General features: G+C 70.2%; 15 protein-coding genes, 2 tRNA genes and 1 riboswitch. Of the genes, 9 read left to right on the forward strand and 8 right to left on the reverse strand.

Features of this window, described 5'->3' with window-relative positions; translation table 11 throughout:
* Positions 1-277: 277 nt before the first annotated feature.
* Complete coding sequence (locus ACZ6W9_RS36645) at positions 278-883, reverse strand: LuxR C-terminal-related transcriptional regulator (RefSeq protein WP_389965950.1); 606 nt, start codon at positions 881-883, stop codon at positions 278-280.
* 191 nt (positions 884-1,074) lie between these two features.
* On the opposite strand from ACZ6W9_RS36645, the gene ACZ6W9_RS36650 reads away from it, so the two are divergent.
* Positions 1,075-2,382 (forward strand): M50 family metallopeptidase, encoded by a 1,308-nt coding sequence (locus ACZ6W9_RS36650; protein ID WP_362946702.1) that lies wholly within the window; start codon positions 1,075-1,077, stop codon positions 2,380-2,382.
* 66 nt (positions 2,383-2,448) lie between these two features.
* A complete protein-coding gene (locus tag ACZ6W9_RS36655) occupies positions 2,449-2,979 on the forward strand; it encodes a MarR family winged helix-turn-helix transcriptional regulator (RefSeq protein ID WP_389965946.1) in 531 nt (176 codons plus the stop codon).
* Positions 2,980-3,034: 55 nt separating this feature from the next.
* On the opposite strand, the gene ACZ6W9_RS36660 is transcribed toward ACZ6W9_RS36655, so the two are convergent.
* The 6 genes from ACZ6W9_RS36660 to ACZ6W9_RS36685 form a co-directional block, all read right to left on the reverse strand.
* Positions 3,035-3,979, reverse strand: coding sequence for a VldE C-terminal domain-containing protein (locus tag ACZ6W9_RS36660; RefSeq protein WP_470121840.1), 945 nt, complete (start codon positions 3,977-3,979; stop codon positions 3,035-3,037).
* 41 nt (positions 3,980-4,020) lie between these two features.
* Positions 4,021-4,157, reverse strand: a riboswitch (cyclic di-AMP (ydaO/yuaA leader).
* A gap of 71 nt (positions 4,158-4,228) precedes the next feature.
* Positions 4,229-5,308, reverse strand: coding sequence for a galactose-1-phosphate uridylyltransferase (gene galT / locus ACZ6W9_RS36665; RefSeq protein ID WP_362946710.1), 1,080 nt, complete (start codon positions 5,306-5,308; stop codon positions 4,229-4,231).
* Entirely contained in the window at positions 5,305-6,105 is an 801-nt protein-coding gene (locus ACZ6W9_RS36670) for a DeoR/GlpR family DNA-binding transcription regulator (protein ID WP_389965940.1), read from the reverse strand. The genes galT and ACZ6W9_RS36670 overlap by 4 nt, the downstream gene beginning before the upstream one ends.
* 148 nt (positions 6,106-6,253) lie before the next feature.
* The gene (locus ACZ6W9_RS36675) at positions 6,254-6,844 is read right to left on the reverse strand and encodes a TIGR03086 family metal-binding protein (protein WP_389965937.1); all 591 of its coding nucleotides are present in this window, start codon (positions 6,842-6,844) and stop codon (positions 6,254-6,256) included.
* A 107-nt stretch (positions 6,845-6,951) separates the two neighbouring features.
* Complete coding sequence (locus ACZ6W9_RS36680; protein WP_389965934.1) at positions 6,952-8,673, reverse strand: ATP-binding SpoIIE family protein phosphatase; 1,722 nt, start codon at positions 8,671-8,673, stop codon at positions 6,952-6,954.
* Positions 8,674-9,231: 558 nt separating this feature from the next.
* A tRNA-Gly gene (locus tag ACZ6W9_RS36685) sits at positions 9,232-9,302 on the reverse strand.
* 89 nt (positions 9,303-9,391) lie between these two features.
* On the opposite strand from ACZ6W9_RS36685, the gene ACZ6W9_RS36690 reads away from it, so the two are divergent.
* Positions 9,392-9,468: transfer RNA gene (locus ACZ6W9_RS36690), tRNA-Pro, on the forward strand.
* A gap of 143 nt (positions 9,469-9,611) precedes the next feature.
* Here ACZ6W9_RS36690 and ACZ6W9_RS36695 read toward each other — a convergent pair.
* On the reverse strand, positions 9,612-10,106 hold the full coding sequence (locus tag ACZ6W9_RS36695; RefSeq protein ID WP_389965931.1) for an ATP-binding protein: 495 nt from the start codon (positions 10,104-10,106) through the stop codon (positions 9,612-9,614).
* A 276-nt stretch (positions 10,107-10,382) separates the two neighbouring features.
* On the opposite strand from ACZ6W9_RS36695, the gene ACZ6W9_RS36700 reads away from it, so the two are divergent.
* The 6 genes from ACZ6W9_RS36700 (at position 10,383) to ACZ6W9_RS36725 (ending at position 18,624) form a co-directional block, all read left to right on the forward strand.
* Complete coding sequence (locus ACZ6W9_RS36700; RefSeq protein WP_389965929.1) at positions 10,383-11,249, forward strand: helix-turn-helix domain-containing protein; 867 nt, start codon at positions 10,383-10,385, stop codon at positions 11,247-11,249.
* A 210-nt stretch (positions 11,250-11,459) separates the two neighbouring features.
* Positions 11,460-12,857, forward strand: coding sequence for a trigger factor (gene tig, locus ACZ6W9_RS36705; RefSeq protein WP_389965926.1), 1,398 nt, complete (start codon positions 11,460-11,462; stop codon positions 12,855-12,857).
* Between the two features lie 231 nt (positions 12,858-13,088).
* Complete coding sequence (locus tag ACZ6W9_RS36710; RefSeq protein ID WP_389965923.1) at positions 13,089-13,733, forward strand: ClpP family protease; 645 nt, start codon at positions 13,089-13,091, stop codon at positions 13,731-13,733.
* Positions 13,734-13,744: 11 nt separating this feature from the next.
* Positions 13,745-14,389, forward strand: a complete 645-nt coding sequence (locus tag ACZ6W9_RS36715; RefSeq protein ID WP_389965920.1) for an ATP-dependent Clp protease proteolytic subunit — start codon at positions 13,745-13,747, stop codon at positions 14,387-14,389.
* A 193-nt stretch (positions 14,390-14,582) separates the two neighbouring features.
* Positions 14,583-15,863, forward strand: coding sequence for an ATP-dependent Clp protease ATP-binding subunit ClpX (gene clpX / locus ACZ6W9_RS36720; RefSeq protein WP_362946730.1), 1,281 nt, complete (start codon positions 14,583-14,585; stop codon positions 15,861-15,863).
* Positions 15,864-16,053: 190 nt separating this feature from the next.
* A complete protein-coding gene (locus ACZ6W9_RS36725) occupies positions 16,054-18,624 on the forward strand; it encodes a valine--tRNA ligase (protein WP_470121841.1) in 2,571 nt (856 codons plus the stop codon).
* Positions 18,625-18,938: the final 314 nt, after the last annotated feature.

Consider the following 18,938-nt stretch of genomic DNA (forward strand, 5'->3'; position numbering starts at 1 on the left):
GGGGGGGGGGGGGGGGGGGGGGGGGGGGGGGGGGGGGGGGGGGGGGGGGGGGGGGGGGGGGGGGGGGGGGGGGGGGGGGGGGGGGGGGGGGGGGGCCCCCCCCCCCCCCCCGGCTCATGCGGGACCGGCTCATGCGGGACCGGCTCATGCGGGACCGGTTCACTCGGAACGGGCTCTCGGCTCGGGCATCCTCGGACCCCGGGCGTCCTCGAACCGACGCTCTCCGAGCCGGGCATCTCCGAGCCGGGCGTTTGAGCAGAGCGTCACAACCACAGCGTCACAACCACCCGGCGTCGCGGGCGATCCGCACGGCGTCGAGGCGGTTGCGGGCCTGGGTCTTGCTGATGATCCGCGACAGGTGGTTTCGGACCGTTCCCACGGAGAGGAAGAGCTGGTCGGCGATCTCGTTGGACCGCGCCCCCAGCGCCGCCAGCCGCAGCACGTCCAGCTCCCGCCGGGTCAGCGGGTTCTCCGCCGACTCCAGGGCGGCGACCGCGAGCTCGGAGTCGATCGCCCGTCTCCCGGCGGCCACCCGCCGCACGCCGTCGGCGAGCTGCTCGGGCTGCACGTCCAGGCTCATGAATCCGAGCGCGTGCACGGAGAAGGCCCGCCGTACCTGGCCGGCGCTGGGGTGGCGCGACAGCAGGAGCGTCCGGCAGGACGGGACGTCCTCGTGCAGCCGGAGCGCGACGGTGAAACCGTCGACGTCGGGCAGATCCAGATCGACGACCGCCGCGTCGGGGCGGTGTCGCAGCACGGCGGGCAGTACCTCCTCGCCGCGCTCGACATCCGCCACCACCTTGAGGTCCGACTCGCACGCCAACGAGGCCACCAGGCCCCGTCGGACCAGCGGCAGGTGCTCGGCAATCAGGATCCCGATCAAAAGTTTCCCCCCAGCGCCTCTCACAGGGTGACCGCACGATCGCTTACTGTCAACGAAGTGTCCCCATTCGGTCAACCCGGCGCAAGGGTCTTGATCCGGAGGGTCCGTCTCTGTGGCACTCTGGAACCACGGAGCGTGGGTTAGTCTCCATTGGAAGCCGCCCGCACATAAACGACCGGGGAGTACGACCTGTGAGCTGGCTCGTCGGGGTCCTCATCATCCTCCTGGGACTCATGGTCTCGATCGGCCTGCACGAGATCGGCCATCTGGTGCCCGCCAAGCTCTTCGGCGTCAAGGTCACCCAGTACATGGTCGGCTTCGGCCCCACGCTGTGGTCGCGCCACAAGGGCGAGACCGAGTACGGCGTCAAGTGGCTCCCCTTCGGCGGCTACATCCGGATGATCGGCATGCTGCCGCCCCGGCCCACCGACGCGCCGGGCACGCTGCGCTCGGTCTCCACCGGGCCGTGGCAGGGCCTCATCGAGAACGCCCGCGACGCGGCGATGGAGGAGGTCCGCCCCGGCGACGAGGACCGGGTCTTCTACCGCAAGCCCTGGTGGCAGAAGGTCATCGTCATGTCGGGCGGCCCGGCGATGAACTTCGTGCTGGCGTTCGTGCTGTTCGCCGTCGTGATGATGGGCTTCGGCGTCGCCGTCCAGAAGAACCAGATCTCCTCGGTCCCGCAGTGCGTCAAGACCTCCGCCGAGATCGCGAAGAACCCCGGGGCCGGGTGCGCCGCGACCGACAGGCCCAGCCCGGCCGCCGCGGCGGGGCTGCGCGCCGGTGACGTCCTGGTGTCGGTGGCGGGCAGGCCCGTCGCGAGCTGGGACGCCGCGACGCGGGCCATCCGCTCCCACGGCGCCGGCCCGCTGGCGATCGGCATCGAGCGGGACGGCCGGCCGATGACCGTGACCGCGAACCTCATCGCCCAGGACCGCGAGTCGCTGGACGAGCCCGGGAAGATCGACAAGGGCGTCGGTTACCTCGGGGTCAGCCCGGTGGTCGTCACCGAGCGGCAGAGCCTCGGCGCGGTCGCCTCCCACATGTGGGACACCACCTCGCTGACGGCGGGCGCGCTGCTGCGCTTCCCGGAGAAGATGGTCGGCGTCTGGAACGCCGCCTTCTCCGGCCAGGAGCGCGACAAGAACGGCCCGGTGGGCATCGTCGGCGTCGGCCGCATGGGCGGGGAGATCGTGGCCTCCTCGGCCCCGCTGGAGAGCAAGGTCGTCATCTTCATCAACCTGCTGGCCGTCTTCAACCTGGCGATCGGCATGTTCAACCTGATCCCGCTGCTCCCGCTGGACGGCGGCCACATCGCCGGCGGGCTGTGGGAGGGCCTGAAGCGGGGCTTCGCCCGTGTGACGCGCCGTCCCGCCCCCTCCCACGTGGACATCGCCAAGGCGCTCCCGCTCACCTACGCCATCGCCCTGGTGATGATCGTCATGGCCGGCCTGCTGGCGTACGCCGACGTCTTCAACCCGATCCGCCTGCTGGGTTGATCTTTCGTGACCATCCGTCCCGTACGGCGCGCCGCGGGCGGGCCGTACCCGCCGTAGGGGTACGCCGTGAACGACCGGACGCCGGGAGCGGCGATCGACGTGGCGCTGTTCCGGCTGCGCCGGATCTGGGCCCGGCCGCTGCGTGCCCGCCGGGCGGGTGAGCCGCCCCGGCCGGTGCAGATGTCGAACGTGATGGTCGTGCACGCGGTGCACAAGCTGAGCCTGGACGTCCCCGAGGTGACCGTGGGCGCCGTCGCCGAGCAGCTCGACGTGGACCCGTCCACCGCCAGCAGGCTCGTCAACGACGCGATCGGCGCGGGTCTGGTGGCACGGGAGGAGTCGGCGGTGGACGCCCGGCGGGCCCGTCTCGTGCTGAGCGAGCGTGGCCGCCGGGTGCTGGAGGTGGTCGTCCGCTACCGGCGGACCTACCTGGACGGCCTGATCGCCGACTGGACGGAGGCCGACCGCGAGGCGTTCGCCCGGCTGCTCGCCCGTTTCGCGGAGGCGGCCGTCGCCCGCCCGGCCGACCTGGCCGGCCTGGACCGGATGGTCGCCGAGGCGGCGGGGACGACGGACGTCGCCGTCACCCGCCCGTGACGCCGCCGATCCCGCCGGGTCCGTCGGTACGCCGGGAAACGTCCGGCCGGGTCCGTCAGTACATCGAGATGTGGACGTGGTCGAAGTGGTTGGCGGTGACGCCGCCGCGGTCGGACATGGCGTGCCAGCCGGTGCCGCTGTTGATCCGCTGACGCCAGATCACGTACTTCACCCCGAGCCGGGTCCTGTTCTTGAGGGCCCAGGCGGCGATCTCGTCGCCGAGCCCGACGTGGGCCGCCGTGGGCGTCGATCCGCCGGTACTCATCATGAAGTCGCAGGCCCGGCCCAGCGGGTGCTCGCCGCCGTCGTTCTCCGAGCGGTAGCAGCCGACCTCGTGGGGGAGGGTGAACCGCTTCCCGACCGCCTCGCGCATGATCCGGGTACGGTCGGTGATGTTGTCGGAGCCGGTGGGCAGCTGGGGCGCCCAGCTGCCGTCGGTGCGACGGCCCGAGCCCACGGGGACGAGCGCGTCGAGCTTCCGCCTGATGTCCGCGATGGCCTTCTCGGCGTCGCGGCGCCGGGCGGCCACGGCGTCACCCTCCTCGGCGATCCGGCCGGTGAGCCGGGCGGCCTCCTCGGCCGCCCGGCCGCGCAGGTCCCGGCTCTGGGCGAAGGTCCGGAGGTGGGCGCCCTGCTGGGCGGCGAGCTGGGCGGTGACCGCCGCGCCGTCCATCCGGGGGGCGGTCAGCAGGGAGGGCAGGTCGCTCCCGCCCCCCTGCTGACCGCCCTGGTACTGGAGGCTGGCGATGCCGGCGACCTGCTTCCTGGCCTCCGCGTAGGCGCGTTCGGCCTCGGCAAGGGCGGCCCTGGCCCGGCTCTCGGCCTGCCGGGCCTCGCGCAGCGACTCCCGTTTGGCCGCGTAGTCCTCGATGAGCCCGTCGACCTTCTCGGTGAGCTTCGCCAGGTCGGCGCGCAGTTCGGACTCGGACGGCTTGGGGTCGGCGCCGGCGGGCCCGCCGGCGAGGACGAACACCAGGGCCGAGACCGCGGAGACGGTCATGGCCGCACGGCGACGGGACGTGGGGGACGGGGCCGCCACGGCTCTCCTCTCCTACCGCCTACCGGGTTAGCTGACGGGTTCGGGCGGGAGAGAGCCCTTCCACCGAAGTGGATTCACCCCGGGTGCGGTGGTTCCCCGGCTCCCGGGCGACGCACCCGGAATTAGGCATATCGGACATTAAGTCCAATGGGTGAGGATAGTAATGGTAAACGGACGGTCACGCGACCCCGTCCCGTGACCGTCCGCCGGTCATTCCCCGACCAGGGACCGCAGGCGGCGGGCCGTGTCCTCCGGCAGCACGTCGTTGACGAAGGCGCCCATCGCGGACTCCGACCCGGCCAGATACTTCAGCTTGTCGGGCGCCCGGCGGATGCTGAACACCTCCAGGTGGGCGTACGACAGATCCCGGCCGGTGTGCACCGGCGCCTGGTGCCAGGCCGCCACGTACGGCAGGGGCACACCGAAGAACCCGTCCAGGGCGCGCAGGACCCGGGTGTACAGGGGGCCGAACGCCGCCCGCTCGGCGGCCTCCAGCGACCCCAGGCCGGGAACCCGGCGATGGGGGTAGAGGTGGACCTCGACCGGCCAGCGCGCCGCGGCCGGCACGAACGCCGTCCAGTGCTCGTTGGCGGCGACCACGCGGACGCCCGCCTCCCGCTCGGCGGCGAGCACGTCGGCGAACAGGTTGCCGCCGGTCCGCCTCCGGTGCCGCTCGGCCGCCTCCAGGGACAGCCGGGTCCGGGGGGTCACGTAGGGGTAGGCGTAGATCTGCCCGTGCGGGTGGGCCAGGGTGATGCCGATCTCGGGGCCCCGGTTCTCGAAGCAGAAGACCTGCTCCACCCCGGGCAGCGCCGACAGCTCCGCCGTACGGTCGATCCACGCCTCCATGACCAGATCGACCTGCTCGGGGGACAGCCGCGAGAAGGAGGAGCCGTGGTCGGAGGTGAAGCACACCACCTCGCACCGCCCGGTCCCCGGGCGGACCTCGCTCAGCCCGCCGACCGGAACGGCGTCGACCGGCTGGCCGGAGAAGGACGGGAAGCGGTTCTCGAAGACCACGACGTCGTAGTCGGATGAGGGGATCTCGGTGAGCCGGCCGGGGGCCGAGGGGCACAGCGGGCACTCGTCGGCCGGGGGCAGGAACGTGCGGCTCTGGCGGTGCCCGGCCACCGCGATCCACTCCTCGGTGAGAGGGTCGTAGCGCAGCTCGGAGGCCGGGGGGCGGGGCGGCAGGTCGCGCAGGTCGGCCGCGCTCCGGTCGGCGTCGTCCCGCCGGTCGAAGTAGAGCAGTTCGCGGCCGTCGGCCAGGTGGGTGATCGTGCGTTTCATGAGCTCACCGTCTCGTTCCGCTGGTGGGGGTCGGTGATGATCAGTTCGCCCACCTGGGACGCCAGCTCCTCGCGGGCCTCCTCCGGCAGGCCGGAGTCGCTGACCACGACGTGCGCCTCGGCCAGTCCGGCGATCGTGCTGATGCCGACCGTGTCCCACTTGGTGTGGTCGGCCGGCACCACCAGCCGGTGCGCCGAGGCGACCAGCTCGCGGTCGGTCTCGGCCTCCAGCAGGTTGGGCGTGGTGAACCCGGCGCGCACGCTCATCCCGTGCACGCCGAGGAAGAGGGTGTCCACGTGCAGCCCGCGGATCGCCGCGACCGCGACCGGGCCGACCAGCGCGTCGGAGGGCGTGCGGACGCCGCCGGTCAGCACGACGGTGCGGTCGGCGCGGGGGGAGCGGTGGAAGACGTCGGCGACCCCGATCGAGTTGGTGATCACCGTCAGGTCGGGCACGTCGGTCAGGAAGCGGGCGAGCGTCCAGGTGGTGGTCCCGGCGGAGAGCGCCACGGCCGTGCCCGGCCGTACCAGCCGGGCCGCCCGCCGGGCGATCGCCTCCTTCTCCGGCTGCTGGCGCGCCGACTTGGCGGCGAACCCCGGTTCCTCGGTGGAGCCGGGCCCGGCGACGGTGGCGCCGCCGTGGACCTTCGCCACCAGCCCGCGCTCGGCCAGCACCTCCAGGTCCCGGCGGATCGTCATGTCCGAGACCCCGAGCTCACGCACCAGGTCGGCGACCCGGGCGCCGCCGCTCGTGCGCACCCGGTCCAAGATCGCCTGCCGCCGCTGCTGGGCGAGCATTGACCACCCCTTAAATCACCAGATTCCAGCAAATTACCACAACCATGGTAGTTGGAAGATGTTGGAACCTGGTGGATGGGAGTGGCCCGCGGGCGGGCCCGGCAGGCGTTCCCGCCGGGCGGCGGACGGAGGCCGTCCGCGAACGGATCTAGCCGTCGTCTCCGGCGGGCCGCGGCGGGCGGCCCCAGGCCGCAAGGAGACGGGTCTGCGCGTCGGTGCCCGCGGGGACCGGCTGCTGCTCCCCGATGACCCCGGCCTGCCGGTAGCCCTTCTCCGCGTCGGCGAACCAGGCCGCGCAGGCGTCGACCAGCTCCGGGTCGAGCCGCTCGTCGGCGCCGATGGCCCGGGCGAGGTCCCAGGTGTGGATCAGGACGTCGGCGAACAGCTCCGCGACGTACTCGCCGCCGGGCGCGTCGCCGAACGACAGGTGGACGACGCGGGTGAGCGCCCCGTCCTCGAACACGGCCTGCACGGCCGCGGTGGCGGAGGTGTCGAACGCCTTCAGCGCGTCGTCACCGAGCATGTCGCCGTCCAGGGCGTCACCGGTCTCGCCCACGGTCCGGTCGGCCAGCAGCAGGGGGACCCAGCGGTTCTCCCTGACCACGTGGTCGACCAGGGTGCGGACGTCCCAGTCCACGCACGGGGTGGGACGCCCCCACTGCCCGGACCCGATCCGGTGGACGAGAGCGCCGAAGTCGTCCAGCGCTCGGCGGTAGGCCTCGCGTATGTCGATGCTCATCATGTCCTCCCCGATCCTCACCTCGACCGTAACTCCCGCGGGACGAGTAGTCATCGCGTCCCGTGGGCACGGCTCCGGCGGGGCCGGGGAACAGGGCCGGGGAGACCCTACGGCAGGCGCTGCTCCACCCAGACGATCTTGCCGTCCGGGGTCGGGCGGGTGCCCCAGCGGTGCGCGAGCCAGTTGATCAGATGCAGGCCGCGGCCGGTGTCGTCGTCGCTGCCCGCCTCACGCATGACCGGGGGCAGCGGAGAGCGGTCGGCCACCTCGCACACCAGCGAGGGGCCGCGCAGCAGGCGCACCTCGACGATGCCCGAGCCGTGCTTGATGGCGTTGGTGACCAGCTCACTGATCATGAGCTCGGTGGCGTCGGCGATCGGGTCCAGCCGCCACTCCGACAGCGTCGCGCGCACGAGGCGGCGGGCCTGGGCGGCGGAGCGCGGGTCGGGGGTGAGCGTGAGCTGCGCCAGGTCCTCCTCGCCCAGCTCCCGCACCCTGGCCAGCAGGAGCGCGATGTCGTCGCGCTCGTGCCCGGGGCGCTGGGCCTCGATCGTGAGGTCGCAGACCGCCTCCAGGTCCGGGTTCTGATCGGCCAGCAGGTCGCAGACCATGCCGATCCCCTCGTCGATGTCCCGCTCGCGGCTCTCCACCAGGCCGTCGGTGTAGAAGGCGAGGACGGCGCCGTGCGGCAGGACGAGCTCGCGCATCTCCACCAGTTCGTTGCCGATGCCGAGGGGCAGCCCGGGGGGCAGCTCCAGCGGCTCGGCCCCGCCGCCGGGCCGTACCAGGACCGGCGGGACGTGTCCCGCCGAGGCGATCGCACAGGTCCGCGTGACGGGGTCGTAGGTGGCGTAGACGCACGTCGCGATCTGGCTGCCGTCCAGGTCCTGGCTCATCCGGTTGAGGCGGAACAACACCTCGGCGGGGGTGAGGTCGAGGCTGGCGAGCGTGCGGGCGGCCGTGCGGAGCTGGCCCATCGTGGCCGCGGCCCTGATCCCGTGCCCCATCACGTCGCCCACGACGAGGGCCACCCGGCATCCGGGGAGCTGGATCACGTCGTACCAGTCGCCGCCCACCCCGACCAGGTCGCTCGCGGGCAGGTAGCGGGAGGCGACCGTCAGGCCCAGGGGCTGCTGGAGGTCGACCGGGAGCAGGCTGCTCTGCAGGGTGAGCGCGGTGCGCCGCTCGCGGTTGTAGAGCCGGGCGTTGTCGAGGCAGACGGCGGTCCTCGCCGCCAGCTCCTCGGCGAGGTTGATGTCCTGCTCCTCGAACGGCTCGCTGTCCGGCCTGCGGGTGAAGACGACGAATCCGAGCACCTGGCCGCGCGCCTTCAGCGGCACGACCAGGAACGAGCTGTCCTCCAGCACCCTGGCCACCGTGTCGCGCTTGGCGAACCGCCCGATCTCCTCGGAGGTCCGGCGGCCCAGCCGGGGGTAGAGGATCGGGTTGCCGGTGGCCATGCACCTGGCGTACGGGGTCCAGGCGTCGTAGACGACGACCTCGTCCACCGGGAACGCGTCGGCGTACTCGCCGGGCGACGAGCTGGACACCCCGACCGCGATCCGCCGGACCGGCACCGACCCGTCGACGGCGCGCTGGGGGGACTCTCCCTCGGCCACCAGCCGGTCCTGCACCAGGATGCCGGCCGCGTCGGCGAACCGCGGCACGGCGACGTTCATCAGCTCCCTGCCGGTCTCGAACATGTCGAGGGTGCTGCCGATCCGCTTGCTCGCCGCGTTGAGCAGCGACAGCTGCTCGTTCATGGAGGCGGGGCTGCTCATCCGGGGGATCGCGGTGGCCGGGTCCTTGGTGACGAAGCGGCGGTTCACGCGTTCCGCCGGAGGGGGGCCGTGGTCCGCCGGGTGGCCGGGCCGCCCGCGGGTGGATCCCAGGACCGTCCGCGGGGTCCGCCGGACCCGGCGGTGGGCGGACTGGAGGGTGAGAGGCGAGCGGCGTGGGGGAGCCCGCTGTGCTCACCGCTGATGATGACGCCGTCGGACCTCGTCACGTTCCCCTCCACGAACTCGGCTACGTCCAAAGAAGAATGGTAAGGAACGATCTAGGGTCTAGGCTCATTTTTGCCGGAGATTTCGGATTATTCGCCATATGAGTCTTGTGACGCCTGTACGGCGCGGCGCGGTGTTTCGCATCCCGTGCCCCTTGGCCCGGGGACGGCCCGGAGAGCCCTTCCCCAGGCCAGGGCGGAATCCCCCGGCTCCCGGCCGCCGCGGTCCGTACGGCCCGGCCCGCCGTACGGATTGCGCCGTGAGCGCACGGGCCGAACGGATTTCGCGAGAGGGACGGCGGGGCGGAGGATGGGAGAACACCCCGGAAAAGCGGAAGACCAGGCCGTCCCGCATGGGATGACCTGGCCTTCCGTAATTCGGAGCGGACGACGGGAATCGAACCCGCGTAGCCAGTTTGGAAGACTGGGGCTCTACCATTGAGCTACGTCCGCACGAGCCGGTGCCGGTCTGGTCTAGACTTCATCCGGTCGTCAGGGCGTAATCGTACCGGAGTTCCGGACCGTGCGCGCACTCGGCGAACCGGGGTGTGGCGCAGCTTGGTAGCGCACCTGCTTTGGGAGCAGGGGGCCGCAGGTTCAAATCCTGTCACCCCGACCACGGCCGGGGCCGATCCGTACGGGTCGGCCCTTTCCCGTTCGATTTCCGTTCGACGGGGTCGGGCGGGGTCCGTGCGGCCCGGCCGGCGCGCCGGCCCCCGGGGTCCGCGGGTCCCGCCCGACCGTGATCCGGCAGGGCGAGGGTCAGCCGGTCCCGCTGAAGACGGCCCAGACGGCCTTGCCGCCGCGGGCGAGGTGGTCCCATCCCCAGCACCTGCTGTAGGTCTCCACGATGTAGAGACCGCGGCCGTTCTCGGAGATGAAATCGGGCTCCTTGGGCGTGGGCGCCTCGTCGCTCGGGTCGGCCACGGCGAGGACGACGTGCGCCGAGATGCGCATCAGCATCAGCGTGATCGGGGTGGCGTCGGCACGGACGGGCGGGCACAGTGAGTAGCGGACCGCGTTGGTCACCAGTTCCGAAACCACTAGCGCTGCGTCGTCGCCCAGTTCTGACAGACCCCAGTGGCGCAGCGTCGAGCGGGTCACGTCCCGCGCGGTCTTGACGGAGTCGGCCTGAGGGGGGAGCGGGCACGCGGTGGCGTCGGAGCCGTCGAGCCGGTCGGCCAGAAGGAGATCGTCGAAGCTGACCTCGCGGGTCGCCCGCAGGTAGTCGGTAGCCGATTCTGGCTCCTCAACCATCCTGCCGGTGCCTCCCGCCGCCATTGCCATCTCCGTACTGCCTGGTGCTGCCTGTGAATTGTCAGAGCTTGTGCACCTTAAGCCCAATATGCACTAGGCCATCATGAGTCACCGGGCCGCCCCCTGCAAGACCCAAATGCACGTGCAGTTGCAGCGTGCAGCCGCATCTTCGATTCTTGCGGGATGCTCGTTGAATCGGCCACGGCGTTGGACCTTGTCATGACGGCCGGAAGTGATGACACTGTGTGCGCTGGCCCAAGTGCACAGGGAGGCGAAGTGACGCAGATCCACCCGGGATCGGGTCCGACAGCTCTGCGTATCCTTTTGGGCTCCCAACTGCGCCGGCTGCGTGAGGCCCGGGGTCTCTCCCGTGAGGAGGCGGGCCATCTGATCCGGGGCTCCGAATCCAAGATCAGCAGGATGGAGCTCGGCCGGGTCGGACTGCGGGAGCGCGACGTCGCCGACCTGCTGACCTTCTACGGCGTCGAGGACGAGCAGGCACGCTCGGCGGTCATGGACCTCCTGTCCCGGGCCAACGAGCCGGGGTGGTGGCACCGCTTCAACGACCTGCTGCCCTCGTGGTTCCAGACCTACGTCGGGCTGGAGGAGGCCGCCTCCCGGATCCGCACCTACGAGGTCCAGTTCGTGCCCGGCCTGCTCCAGACCAAGGAGTACGCCAGGGCGGTCATCACCGCGGGAAGCGCCGGCGTCGGGCCCGAGGAGATCGAACGCCGCGTCGACCTTCGGACGGAGCGCCAGAAGGTGCTCGACCGGCCCGACGGACCGTTCTTCTGGGCGGTCATCGACGAGGCGGCGCTGCGCCGCCCCATCGGCGGCGCCGACGTGATGCGGGCCCAGCTGGAGCACCTGCTGGAGCTCATGCGGCGGCCGAACGTCACGATCCAGGTCATGCCGTTCAGCTTCGGCGGCCACAGCGCCGAGGGCGGCGCCTTCAGCGTGCTGCGCTTCGCCGACCCCGACCTGCCCGACGTGGTCTACGTCGAGCAACTCGCCAGTGCCCTCTACCTCGACAAGCGGGAAGAGGTGGACCGTTACAGCGAGGTCATGGAACGCCTGTGCGCCGTCAGCACCACCCCGGACGAGACGACCGACATCCTGCGGCGCATCATCAAGGAGAACTGAACGACCACCGGTCGCTCTGTGGTGCGCGACTGCCTTAGACTGGCCAGCGGCGCTGGACACCCGCCACGGTGGATCATGCCCTCACGGCTTGCCTGTCTCAAAGGCTGTGCCCCGCGCCGCTCATGTGGGCGCGGCGCGCGAGCTTGCCGCGGTAGCCGTACGACTTGACGCGCCCGCGATCACTCGAAGCTTGATCAAGGAGACCACCCCGTGAAGACCGCTGTCGAGGAGCTCAGCCCGACCCGGGTCAAGCTCACTGTCGAGGTGCCGTTCGAGGAGCTCGGCGAGAGCATGAAGGCGGCGTACAAGAAGGTCGCGCAGCAGGTGCGCGTCCCCGGATTCCGCCCCGGCAAGGTTCCGGCCCGCATCATCGAGCAGCGCTTCGGCCGCGCGGTGGTGCTGGAGGAGACCCTCAACGACGCGGTGCCGAAGCTGTACGGCCAGGCCGTCGACGAGAGTGAGATCTTCCCGGTCAGCCAGCCGGACATCGAGGTCACCAAGATCGACGATGGCGAGCAGGTCGAGTTCACCGCCGAGGTCGACGTCCGCCCGAACTTCGACGTCCCCGACTACCAGGGCATCGAGGTGACCGTCCCGGTCGCCGAGGTGAGCGACGAGGATGTCGAGGCCCAGCTGGACGGCCTCCGCCAGCGCTTCGCCACGCTCACCGGCGTCGAGCGCCCCGCCGCCGCCGGCGACTACGTCGTCATGGACCTCGCCGCCGCGATCGACGGCAGGAACATCGAGGAGCAGCAGGCCAACGACGTCTCCTACGAGGTCGGAGCCGGATCGGTGCTCCAGGGCCTCGACGACGCCCTGGCCGGCATGTCCGCCGGTGACGTCAAGGAGTTCACCACGAACCTGGTCGGCGGCGAGAACGCCGGCGAGGAGGCCGTGGTCACGATCACCATCAAGAACGTCAAGGAGAAGGTCCTCCCCGAGCTCGACGACGAGTTCGCGCAGCTCGCCAGCGAGTTCGACACCCTCGACGAGCTCAAGGCCAGCATCCGCGAGCAGGGCCGCCGCAACAAGCTGATCGAGCAGGTCGTCCAGGCCCGCGAGAACGCCCTCGACGCCCTCCTCGCCCAGATCGACATCCCGCTTCCGGAGAGCGCCCTCAAGGCCGAGGTCGACAATCGCAAGCACAACCTGGAGCACCAGATCGCGGAGAGCGGCCTGAGCAAGGAGGCGTTCTTCCGCCTCTACCAGACCACCGAGGAAGAGCGGAACGCCGAGTTCGACGAGAGCGCCGCCAAGGCACTCAAGACCGGCTTCGTCCTCGACAAGATCGTCAAGGCCGAGGAGATCGGCGTCAGCGAGCAGGAGCTGACCAACTTCGTGGTGCGCCGCGCCATGCAGATGAACGTCGCCCCGAACGTGCTCGCCCAGCACCTCGCCGACAACGACCAGCTCACCCTCGCCATGGTCGAGATCGTCCGTGACAAGGCCAAGAGCCTGGTCGGCGACGCCGCCAAGGTGACCGACGAGGCCGGCAACGAGGTCGACCTCAAGGCCATCTACGCCGAGATCAACGCCGAGGAGGCCGGCGAGGAGCCCGCCGCCGAGGAGACCGCCGCGGAGCAGGCCGACGAGGCCGCCGGGAAGTAACCGCCGACGCGCGCCACGCGGCGCCCCACCGTGCCCGGCGCGGTGGGGCGCCGCCGTCTTCCCGGAACCCTCGCGGAACACGGCCGGGACGCCCCGTACGGGGCGTCCCGGCAGCGGGGCGAGCATGCGCCGTCAGCGAACAGCAGCGGGAGGGGGCATGTCCGGTGGGCGGCGCGCGTTAAGGTCACAAGCAAAGCCACAATCGATTACGACGCATCGGAAGGTGACGCTGTGACCAGCCCGCCGACCATTTACCAGCCGACCGGCTCCGGGCCTGAGTCGATGAGCCAGCCGACCGGCTCGTTCAGGCTCGAAGACCAGCTCTACCAGCGGCTGCTGCGTGAGCGCATCATCGTGCTGGGCACCCAGGTCAACGACGAGATCGCCAACCGGATCTGTGCCGAGCTGCTTCTGCTCGCGGCCGACGACGGCGAGCGCGACATCTGGCTCTACATCAACTCGCCCGGTGGGTCCGTGACCGCCGGTATGGCGATTTACGACATGATGGAATACGTGCCCAACAACGTGTGCACGGTCGCGATGGGCCTGGCCGCCTCCATGGGCCAGTTCCTCCTCTGCGCCGGCGAGCGCGGCAAGAGGTTCGCCCTGCCGCACGCCCGCATCATGATGCACCAGCCATCCGGAGGCATCGGGGGCACCGCCGCCGACATCGCCATCCAGGCCGAGCAGATGCTCTACGTCAAGAAGACCCTCGCCGAGCGGATCGCCTTCCACACCGGACAGCCGATCGACCAGATCGAGGCCGACTCCGACCGCGACCGCTGGTTCACGGCCGAGGAGGCCAAGGACTACGGCTTCATCGACCACGTCGTCCGCAGCGCCCGGCAGGTGCCCTCCACGGGCCCCGTCTCCTGAAGGGGAACAAGGTGAGTGAGTTGATCCGGCCGGGAGACATCAACGGCCGTTATGTCCTTCCCTCCTTCGTCGAGCGCACCTCGTACGGCATGAAGGAGATGAACCCCTACAACAAGCTGTTCGAGGACCGCATCATCTTCCTCGGCGTGCAGGTGGACGACGCCTCGGCCAATGACGTCATGGCGCAGTTGCTGACGCTGGAGTCGCTCGATCCCGACCGCGACATCAGCATGTACATCAACTCGCCCGGCGGGTCGTTCACCGCCATGATGGCGATCTACGACACGATGCAGTTCGTCCGGCCGGAGATCCAGACGGTCTGCCTCGGCCAGGCGGCCTCGGCGGCGGCGATCCTGCTGGCCGGCGGCACGCCCGGCAAGCGGTTCGGCCTGCCGAACGCCCGGATGCTGATCCACCAGCCCTCCACCGAGGGCGGCGGCCAGGGCAGCGACATCGAGATCCAGGCGCGTGAGATCCTCCGTATGCGCACGCAGATGGAGGAGATCCTGTCGCGGCACACCGGTCGGTCGGCCGAGCAGATCCGCAAGGACATCGAGCGCGACAAGATCCTCGATTCCGAGGAGGCGAAGGCGTACGGGCTGATCGACGACATCATCCCGTCCCGCAAGAAGCTGGCCAAGGCCGTAGCTTCCTAGCGGGGTCCACCGCACCGGAACGGTGCCTAATTGGGCACGTTCCGGTGCGACTCGCCGCCAGGGGGCTCACTGAGGGCCCAGAAGACGGTAACGTCGAAACCTGAGCGGGATGACTTTTCGCACCGGGTATCGGGCCGGTCGGAAGAAACGGACCGCGGAAGCCAGGGCGGTCCCACGCAAAGGAGTATCTGGGGTGGCACGCATCGGCGACGGGGGAGACCTGCTGAAGTGCTCTTTCTGTGGGAAGAGCCAGAAGCAAGTCAAGAAGCTCATCGCCGGACCCGGCGTATACATCTGCGATGAGTGCATCGATCTCTGCAACGAGATCATCGAAGAGGAGCTCAGCGAGTCCTCCGAGCTCAAGTGGGACAGTCTCCCCAAGCCGCGGGAGATCTACGAGTTCCTCGACGCCTACGTCATCGGCCAGGACCAGTCGAAGAAGGCCCTGTCGGTGGCGGTCTACAACCACTACAAGCGGGTGCAGTCCGGCGACCGCGGCCGCGACGACGGCCTGGAGCTGGCCAAGTCCAACATCCTGCTCCTGGGCCCGACCGGCTCGGGCAAGACGCTGCTCGCCCAGACGCTGGCGAAGATGCTCAACGTGCCCTTCGCCATCGCCGACGCCACCGCGCTGACCGAGGCGGGCTACGTCGGCGAGGACGTCGAGAACATCCTCCTCAAGCTGATCCAGGCCGCCGACTACGACGTCAAGAAGGCCGAGACCGGCATCATCTACATCGACGAGGTCGACAAGATCGCCCGCAAGAGCGAGAACCCGTCGATCACCAGGGACGTCTCCGGGGAAGGCGTCCAACAGGCACTCCTGAAGATCCTGGAAGGCACCACGGCGAGCGTGCCGCCCCAGGGCGGGCGCAAGCACCCGCACCAGGAGTTCATCCAGATCGACACCACCAACGTGCTGTTCATCTGCGGCGGCGCCTTCGCCGGCCTGGAGAAGATCATCGAGTCCCGCATCGGCCGCAAGGGCATCGGGTTCAACGCGATCATCCACTCCAAGGACGACATCGACGCCTCCGACATCTTCAAGGACGTCATGCCGGAGGACCTGCTGAAGTTCGGCATGATCCCCGAGTTCGTCGGCCGCCTCCCGGTCATCACCAGCGTGCACAACCTCGACCGCGACGCCCTGATCCAGATCCTCACCGAGCCGCGCAACGCCCTGGTGAAGCAGTACCGCCGGCTCTTCGAGCTGGACAACGTCGAGCTGGAGTTCAGCGACGACGCCCTGGGCGCCATCGCCGACCAGGCGATCCTGCGCGGCACCGGCGCCCGCGGCCTGCGGGCCATCCTGGAGGAGGTCCTCCAGTCGGTGATGTACGAGGTGCCCTCCCGCCAGGACGTGGCGCGGGTCGTCATCACCCGAGAGTCGGTCCTCGAGCACGTCAACCCGACCCTCGTGCCCCGCGACCAGCTCAACAAGCAGCAGCGCACGCCGCGCGAGAAGTCCGCGTAACCCGCGGTCGCCTGTACGGCACGGCGGCCGGCGAGACCGGGCCGCGACGCCCCCGGGGGAGGAATCCCGCGGGGGCGTCCTTTCGTTCCGGAGCCGGTCCGCTCGGGGCGATCCGGCCGGGTGGGAGACGACTCCGGAGAAGCCTGGAGCATCGACCACCCGGACGTCCCTAGAATTGGACACCGTGACGATGCCAGATCTGCCCACCCAGTACACCCCCGCCGACGTGGAGACCCGGAGCTACGAGCGCTGGGTATCGGAGGGACACTTCACCGCGGACGCGAGCAGCGGGCGCGAGCCGTACAGCATCGTCCTGCCGCCGCCCAACGTGACCGGCGTCCTGCACATCGGTCACGCCCTCGACCACTCGATCCAGGACGCGCTGACCCGTCGCGCCCGCATGCGCGGCCAGGAGACGCTCTGGCTGCCGGGCATGGACCACGCGGGCATCGCCACCCAGAACGTCGTCGAGCGGGAACTCGCCAAGGAGGGCCTGTCCCGCCACGACCTCGGTCGCGAGGCCTTCGTCGAGCGTGTCTGGCAGTGGAAGGAAGAGTCCGGCGGCCGGATCCTCGGTCAGATGCGCAAGCTCGGCGACGGCGTCGACTGGACGCGTGAGCGTTTCACGATGGACCCCGGTCTCTCCCGCGCGGTTCAGACGATCTTCAAGAGGCTGTTCGACGACGGGCTCATCTACCGCGCCGAACGCATCATCAACTGGTGCCCGCGCTGCCTGACCGCGCTGTCGGACATCGAGGTGGAGCACAGCGACGACGAGGGCGAGCTCGTCTCGATCCGGTACGGCGACGGCGAGGACTCCATCGTCGTGGCCACGACCCGGGCCGAGACCATGCTCGGCGACACCGCGGTGGCCGTCCACCCGTCCGACGAGCGCTACGCCCACCTGGTCGGCCGCGAGGTCGAACTCCCCCTCACCGGACGCCGCATCCCGGTGGTGGCCGACGAGCACGTCGATCCGGCCTTCGGCACCGGCGCCGTCAAGGTCACCCCGGCGCACGACCCCAACGACTTCGAGATCGGCCGCCGCCATTCGCTGCCGTCCCTGGCGGTGATGGACGAGCGCGGAGTGATCACCACGCACGGCCCCCTCCAGGGGCTCGACCGTTTCGAGGCCCGTCCGGCCGTGGTGGCCGCGCTGCGCGAGCAGGGCCGGATCGTCGAGGAGAAGCGCCCCTACCTCCACTCGGTCGGCCACTGCTCCCGCTGCAAGACCGTGGTGGAGCCGCGGCTGTCCCTGCAGTGGTTCGTCAACGTCTCACCCCTGGCCAAGGCCGCCGGTGACGCAGTCCGCGACGGCCAGACGAAGATCCACCCGCCGGAGCTGGCCAAGCGCTACTTCGACTGGGTCGACGACATGCACGACTGGTGCATCTCGCGCCAGCTCTGGTGGGGCCATCGGATCCCTGTCTGGTACGGCCCGGCCGGCGAGGTCGTCTGCGTCGGACCCGACGAGGAACCGCCCGCCGGATACGTCCAGGACCCCGACGTCCTCGACACCTGGTTCTCCTCGGGCCTGTGGCCGTTCTCGACCCTGGGCTGGCCGGACCGCACGCCCGAACTGGAGAAGTTCTACCCGACCTCCGTCCTGGTCACCGGCTACGACATCCTGTTCTTCTGGGTGGCCCGGATGATGATGTTCGGCCTCTACGCGATGGACGGCCGCCCGCCGTTCCACACGGTGGCCCTGCACGGCATGGTCCGGGACCAGTACGGCAAGAAGATGTCCAAGTCGTTCGGCAACGTGGTCGACCCGCTCGACTGGGTCGAGCGCTTCGGCGCCGACGCCACCCGTTTCACGTTGCTGCGCGGCGCCAACCCCGGCTCCGACGTGGCTATCAGCGAGGAGTGGGCCGGCGGCTCCCGCAACTTCTGCAACAAGATCTGGAACGCCACCCGTTTCGCCCTGATGAACGGCGCCGCGGTCGGCGAGCTTCCAGTCGACGAGCTGACGGCCGCCGACCGGTGGATCCTCTCGCGGCTCCAGAAGGTCGTGGCGGAGGTCGACGCCGCCTTCGAGGACTTCGAGTTCGCCAAGATCTCCGACATCCTCTACCACTTCGCGTGGGACGAGGTCTGCGACTGGTACGTCGAGCTGGCCAAAATCCAGCTCGCCGCCGGGCAGGAGCACACCCGGCTGGTGCTCGGCCACGTCTTCGACGCGCTGCTCCGGCTGCTGCACCCGCTGGTGCCGTTCGTCACCGAGGAACTGTGGCGGGCCCTCACCGGAAAAGACTCCATCGTGGTCGCGCCGTGGCCGGCCGTCCAGGAGTCGCTTCGCGACGCCTCCGCCGAGGAGGAGATCCTCGCCGTTCAGGGCCTGGTGACCGAGGTCCGCAGGTTCCGTTCCGACCAGGGGCTCAAGCCCGGTCAGCGCGTCGCCGCGCGCCTGTCGCTCACCGGTACGGCTCTCGCCCCGCATGAGAGGGCCATCCGCGCGCTCCTCCGGCTCGACGAACCGTCGGAGTCGTTCGCGGCCACCGCTCGTCTCGATGTGAACGGCATCGTGGTGGAGATCGACACCGCGGGGACGATCGACGTGGTCGCCGAGCGCAAGCGGCTGGAGAAGGACCTCGCGGCCGCCCGGAAGGAGGCCGCGCAGGTGGCCGCCAAGCTGGGCAACGAGCAGTTCATGTCCAAGGCCCCTGACGAGGTGGTCGCCAAGGTCCGCGCCCGCGCGGCGCAGGCGGACCAGGACATCGACCGGCTCACCGCGCAGCTGGCCGCTCTTCCTGCCGGCTGAGCCCGCAAACCCTGTGGGCCCGGAGTCCGATCGGACTCCGGGCCCACAGGGTTTAGGGGCCGTGGCGGAGGGAATACCCGACTGTTCCACGAAGTTGGTCATGAGAGCCCGGAGGGGCTGCTAGAGTTTCTTCCCGCGGGGCACGTCTCCGCGACCCCCTCCGAACTAGCTTCGCTGGGACGTTCACGTCCCGACGGCATCCGGTTGGACAACGGCGGGATGTTGGAGTAAGTTAGAGGGGTTGCCCTGGAGACGGGGTGGTCGAGATCCGGGTGGATCCGGCGGGTGCGGGTCGGCTGAAGCGAAAGCGACAG

This window comes from Streptosporangium sp. NPDC053982 (genome assembly GCF_055585205.1).

What these genes read in the sequence shown, in the direction of transcription:
- ACZ6W9_RS36675 (WP_389965937.1), bottom strand. Translation starts at nt 6,844, where the DNA reads ATGAGCATCGACATACGCGAGGCCTACCGCCGAGCGCTGGACGACTTC.
- ACZ6W9_RS36670 (WP_389965940.1), bottom strand. Translation starts at nt 6,105, where the DNA reads ATGCTCGCCCAGCAGCGGCGGCAGGCGATCTTGGACCGGGTGCGCACG.
- ACZ6W9_RS36725 (WP_470121841.1), top strand. Translation starts at nt 16,054, where the DNA reads ATGCCAGATCTGCCCACCCAGTACACCCCCGCCGACGTGGAGACCCGG.
- ACZ6W9_RS36660 (WP_470121840.1), bottom strand. Translation starts at nt 3,979, where the DNA reads ATGACCGTCTCCGCGGTCTCGGCCCTGGTGTTCGTCCTCGCCGGCGGG.
- ACZ6W9_RS36695 (WP_389965931.1), bottom strand. Translation starts at nt 10,106, where the DNA reads ATGGTTGAGGAGCCAGAATCGGCTACCGACTACCTGCGGGCGACCCGC.
- galT (WP_362946710.1), bottom strand. Translation starts at nt 5,308, where the DNA reads ATGAAACGCACGATCACCCACCTGGCCGACGGCCGCGAACTGCTCTAC.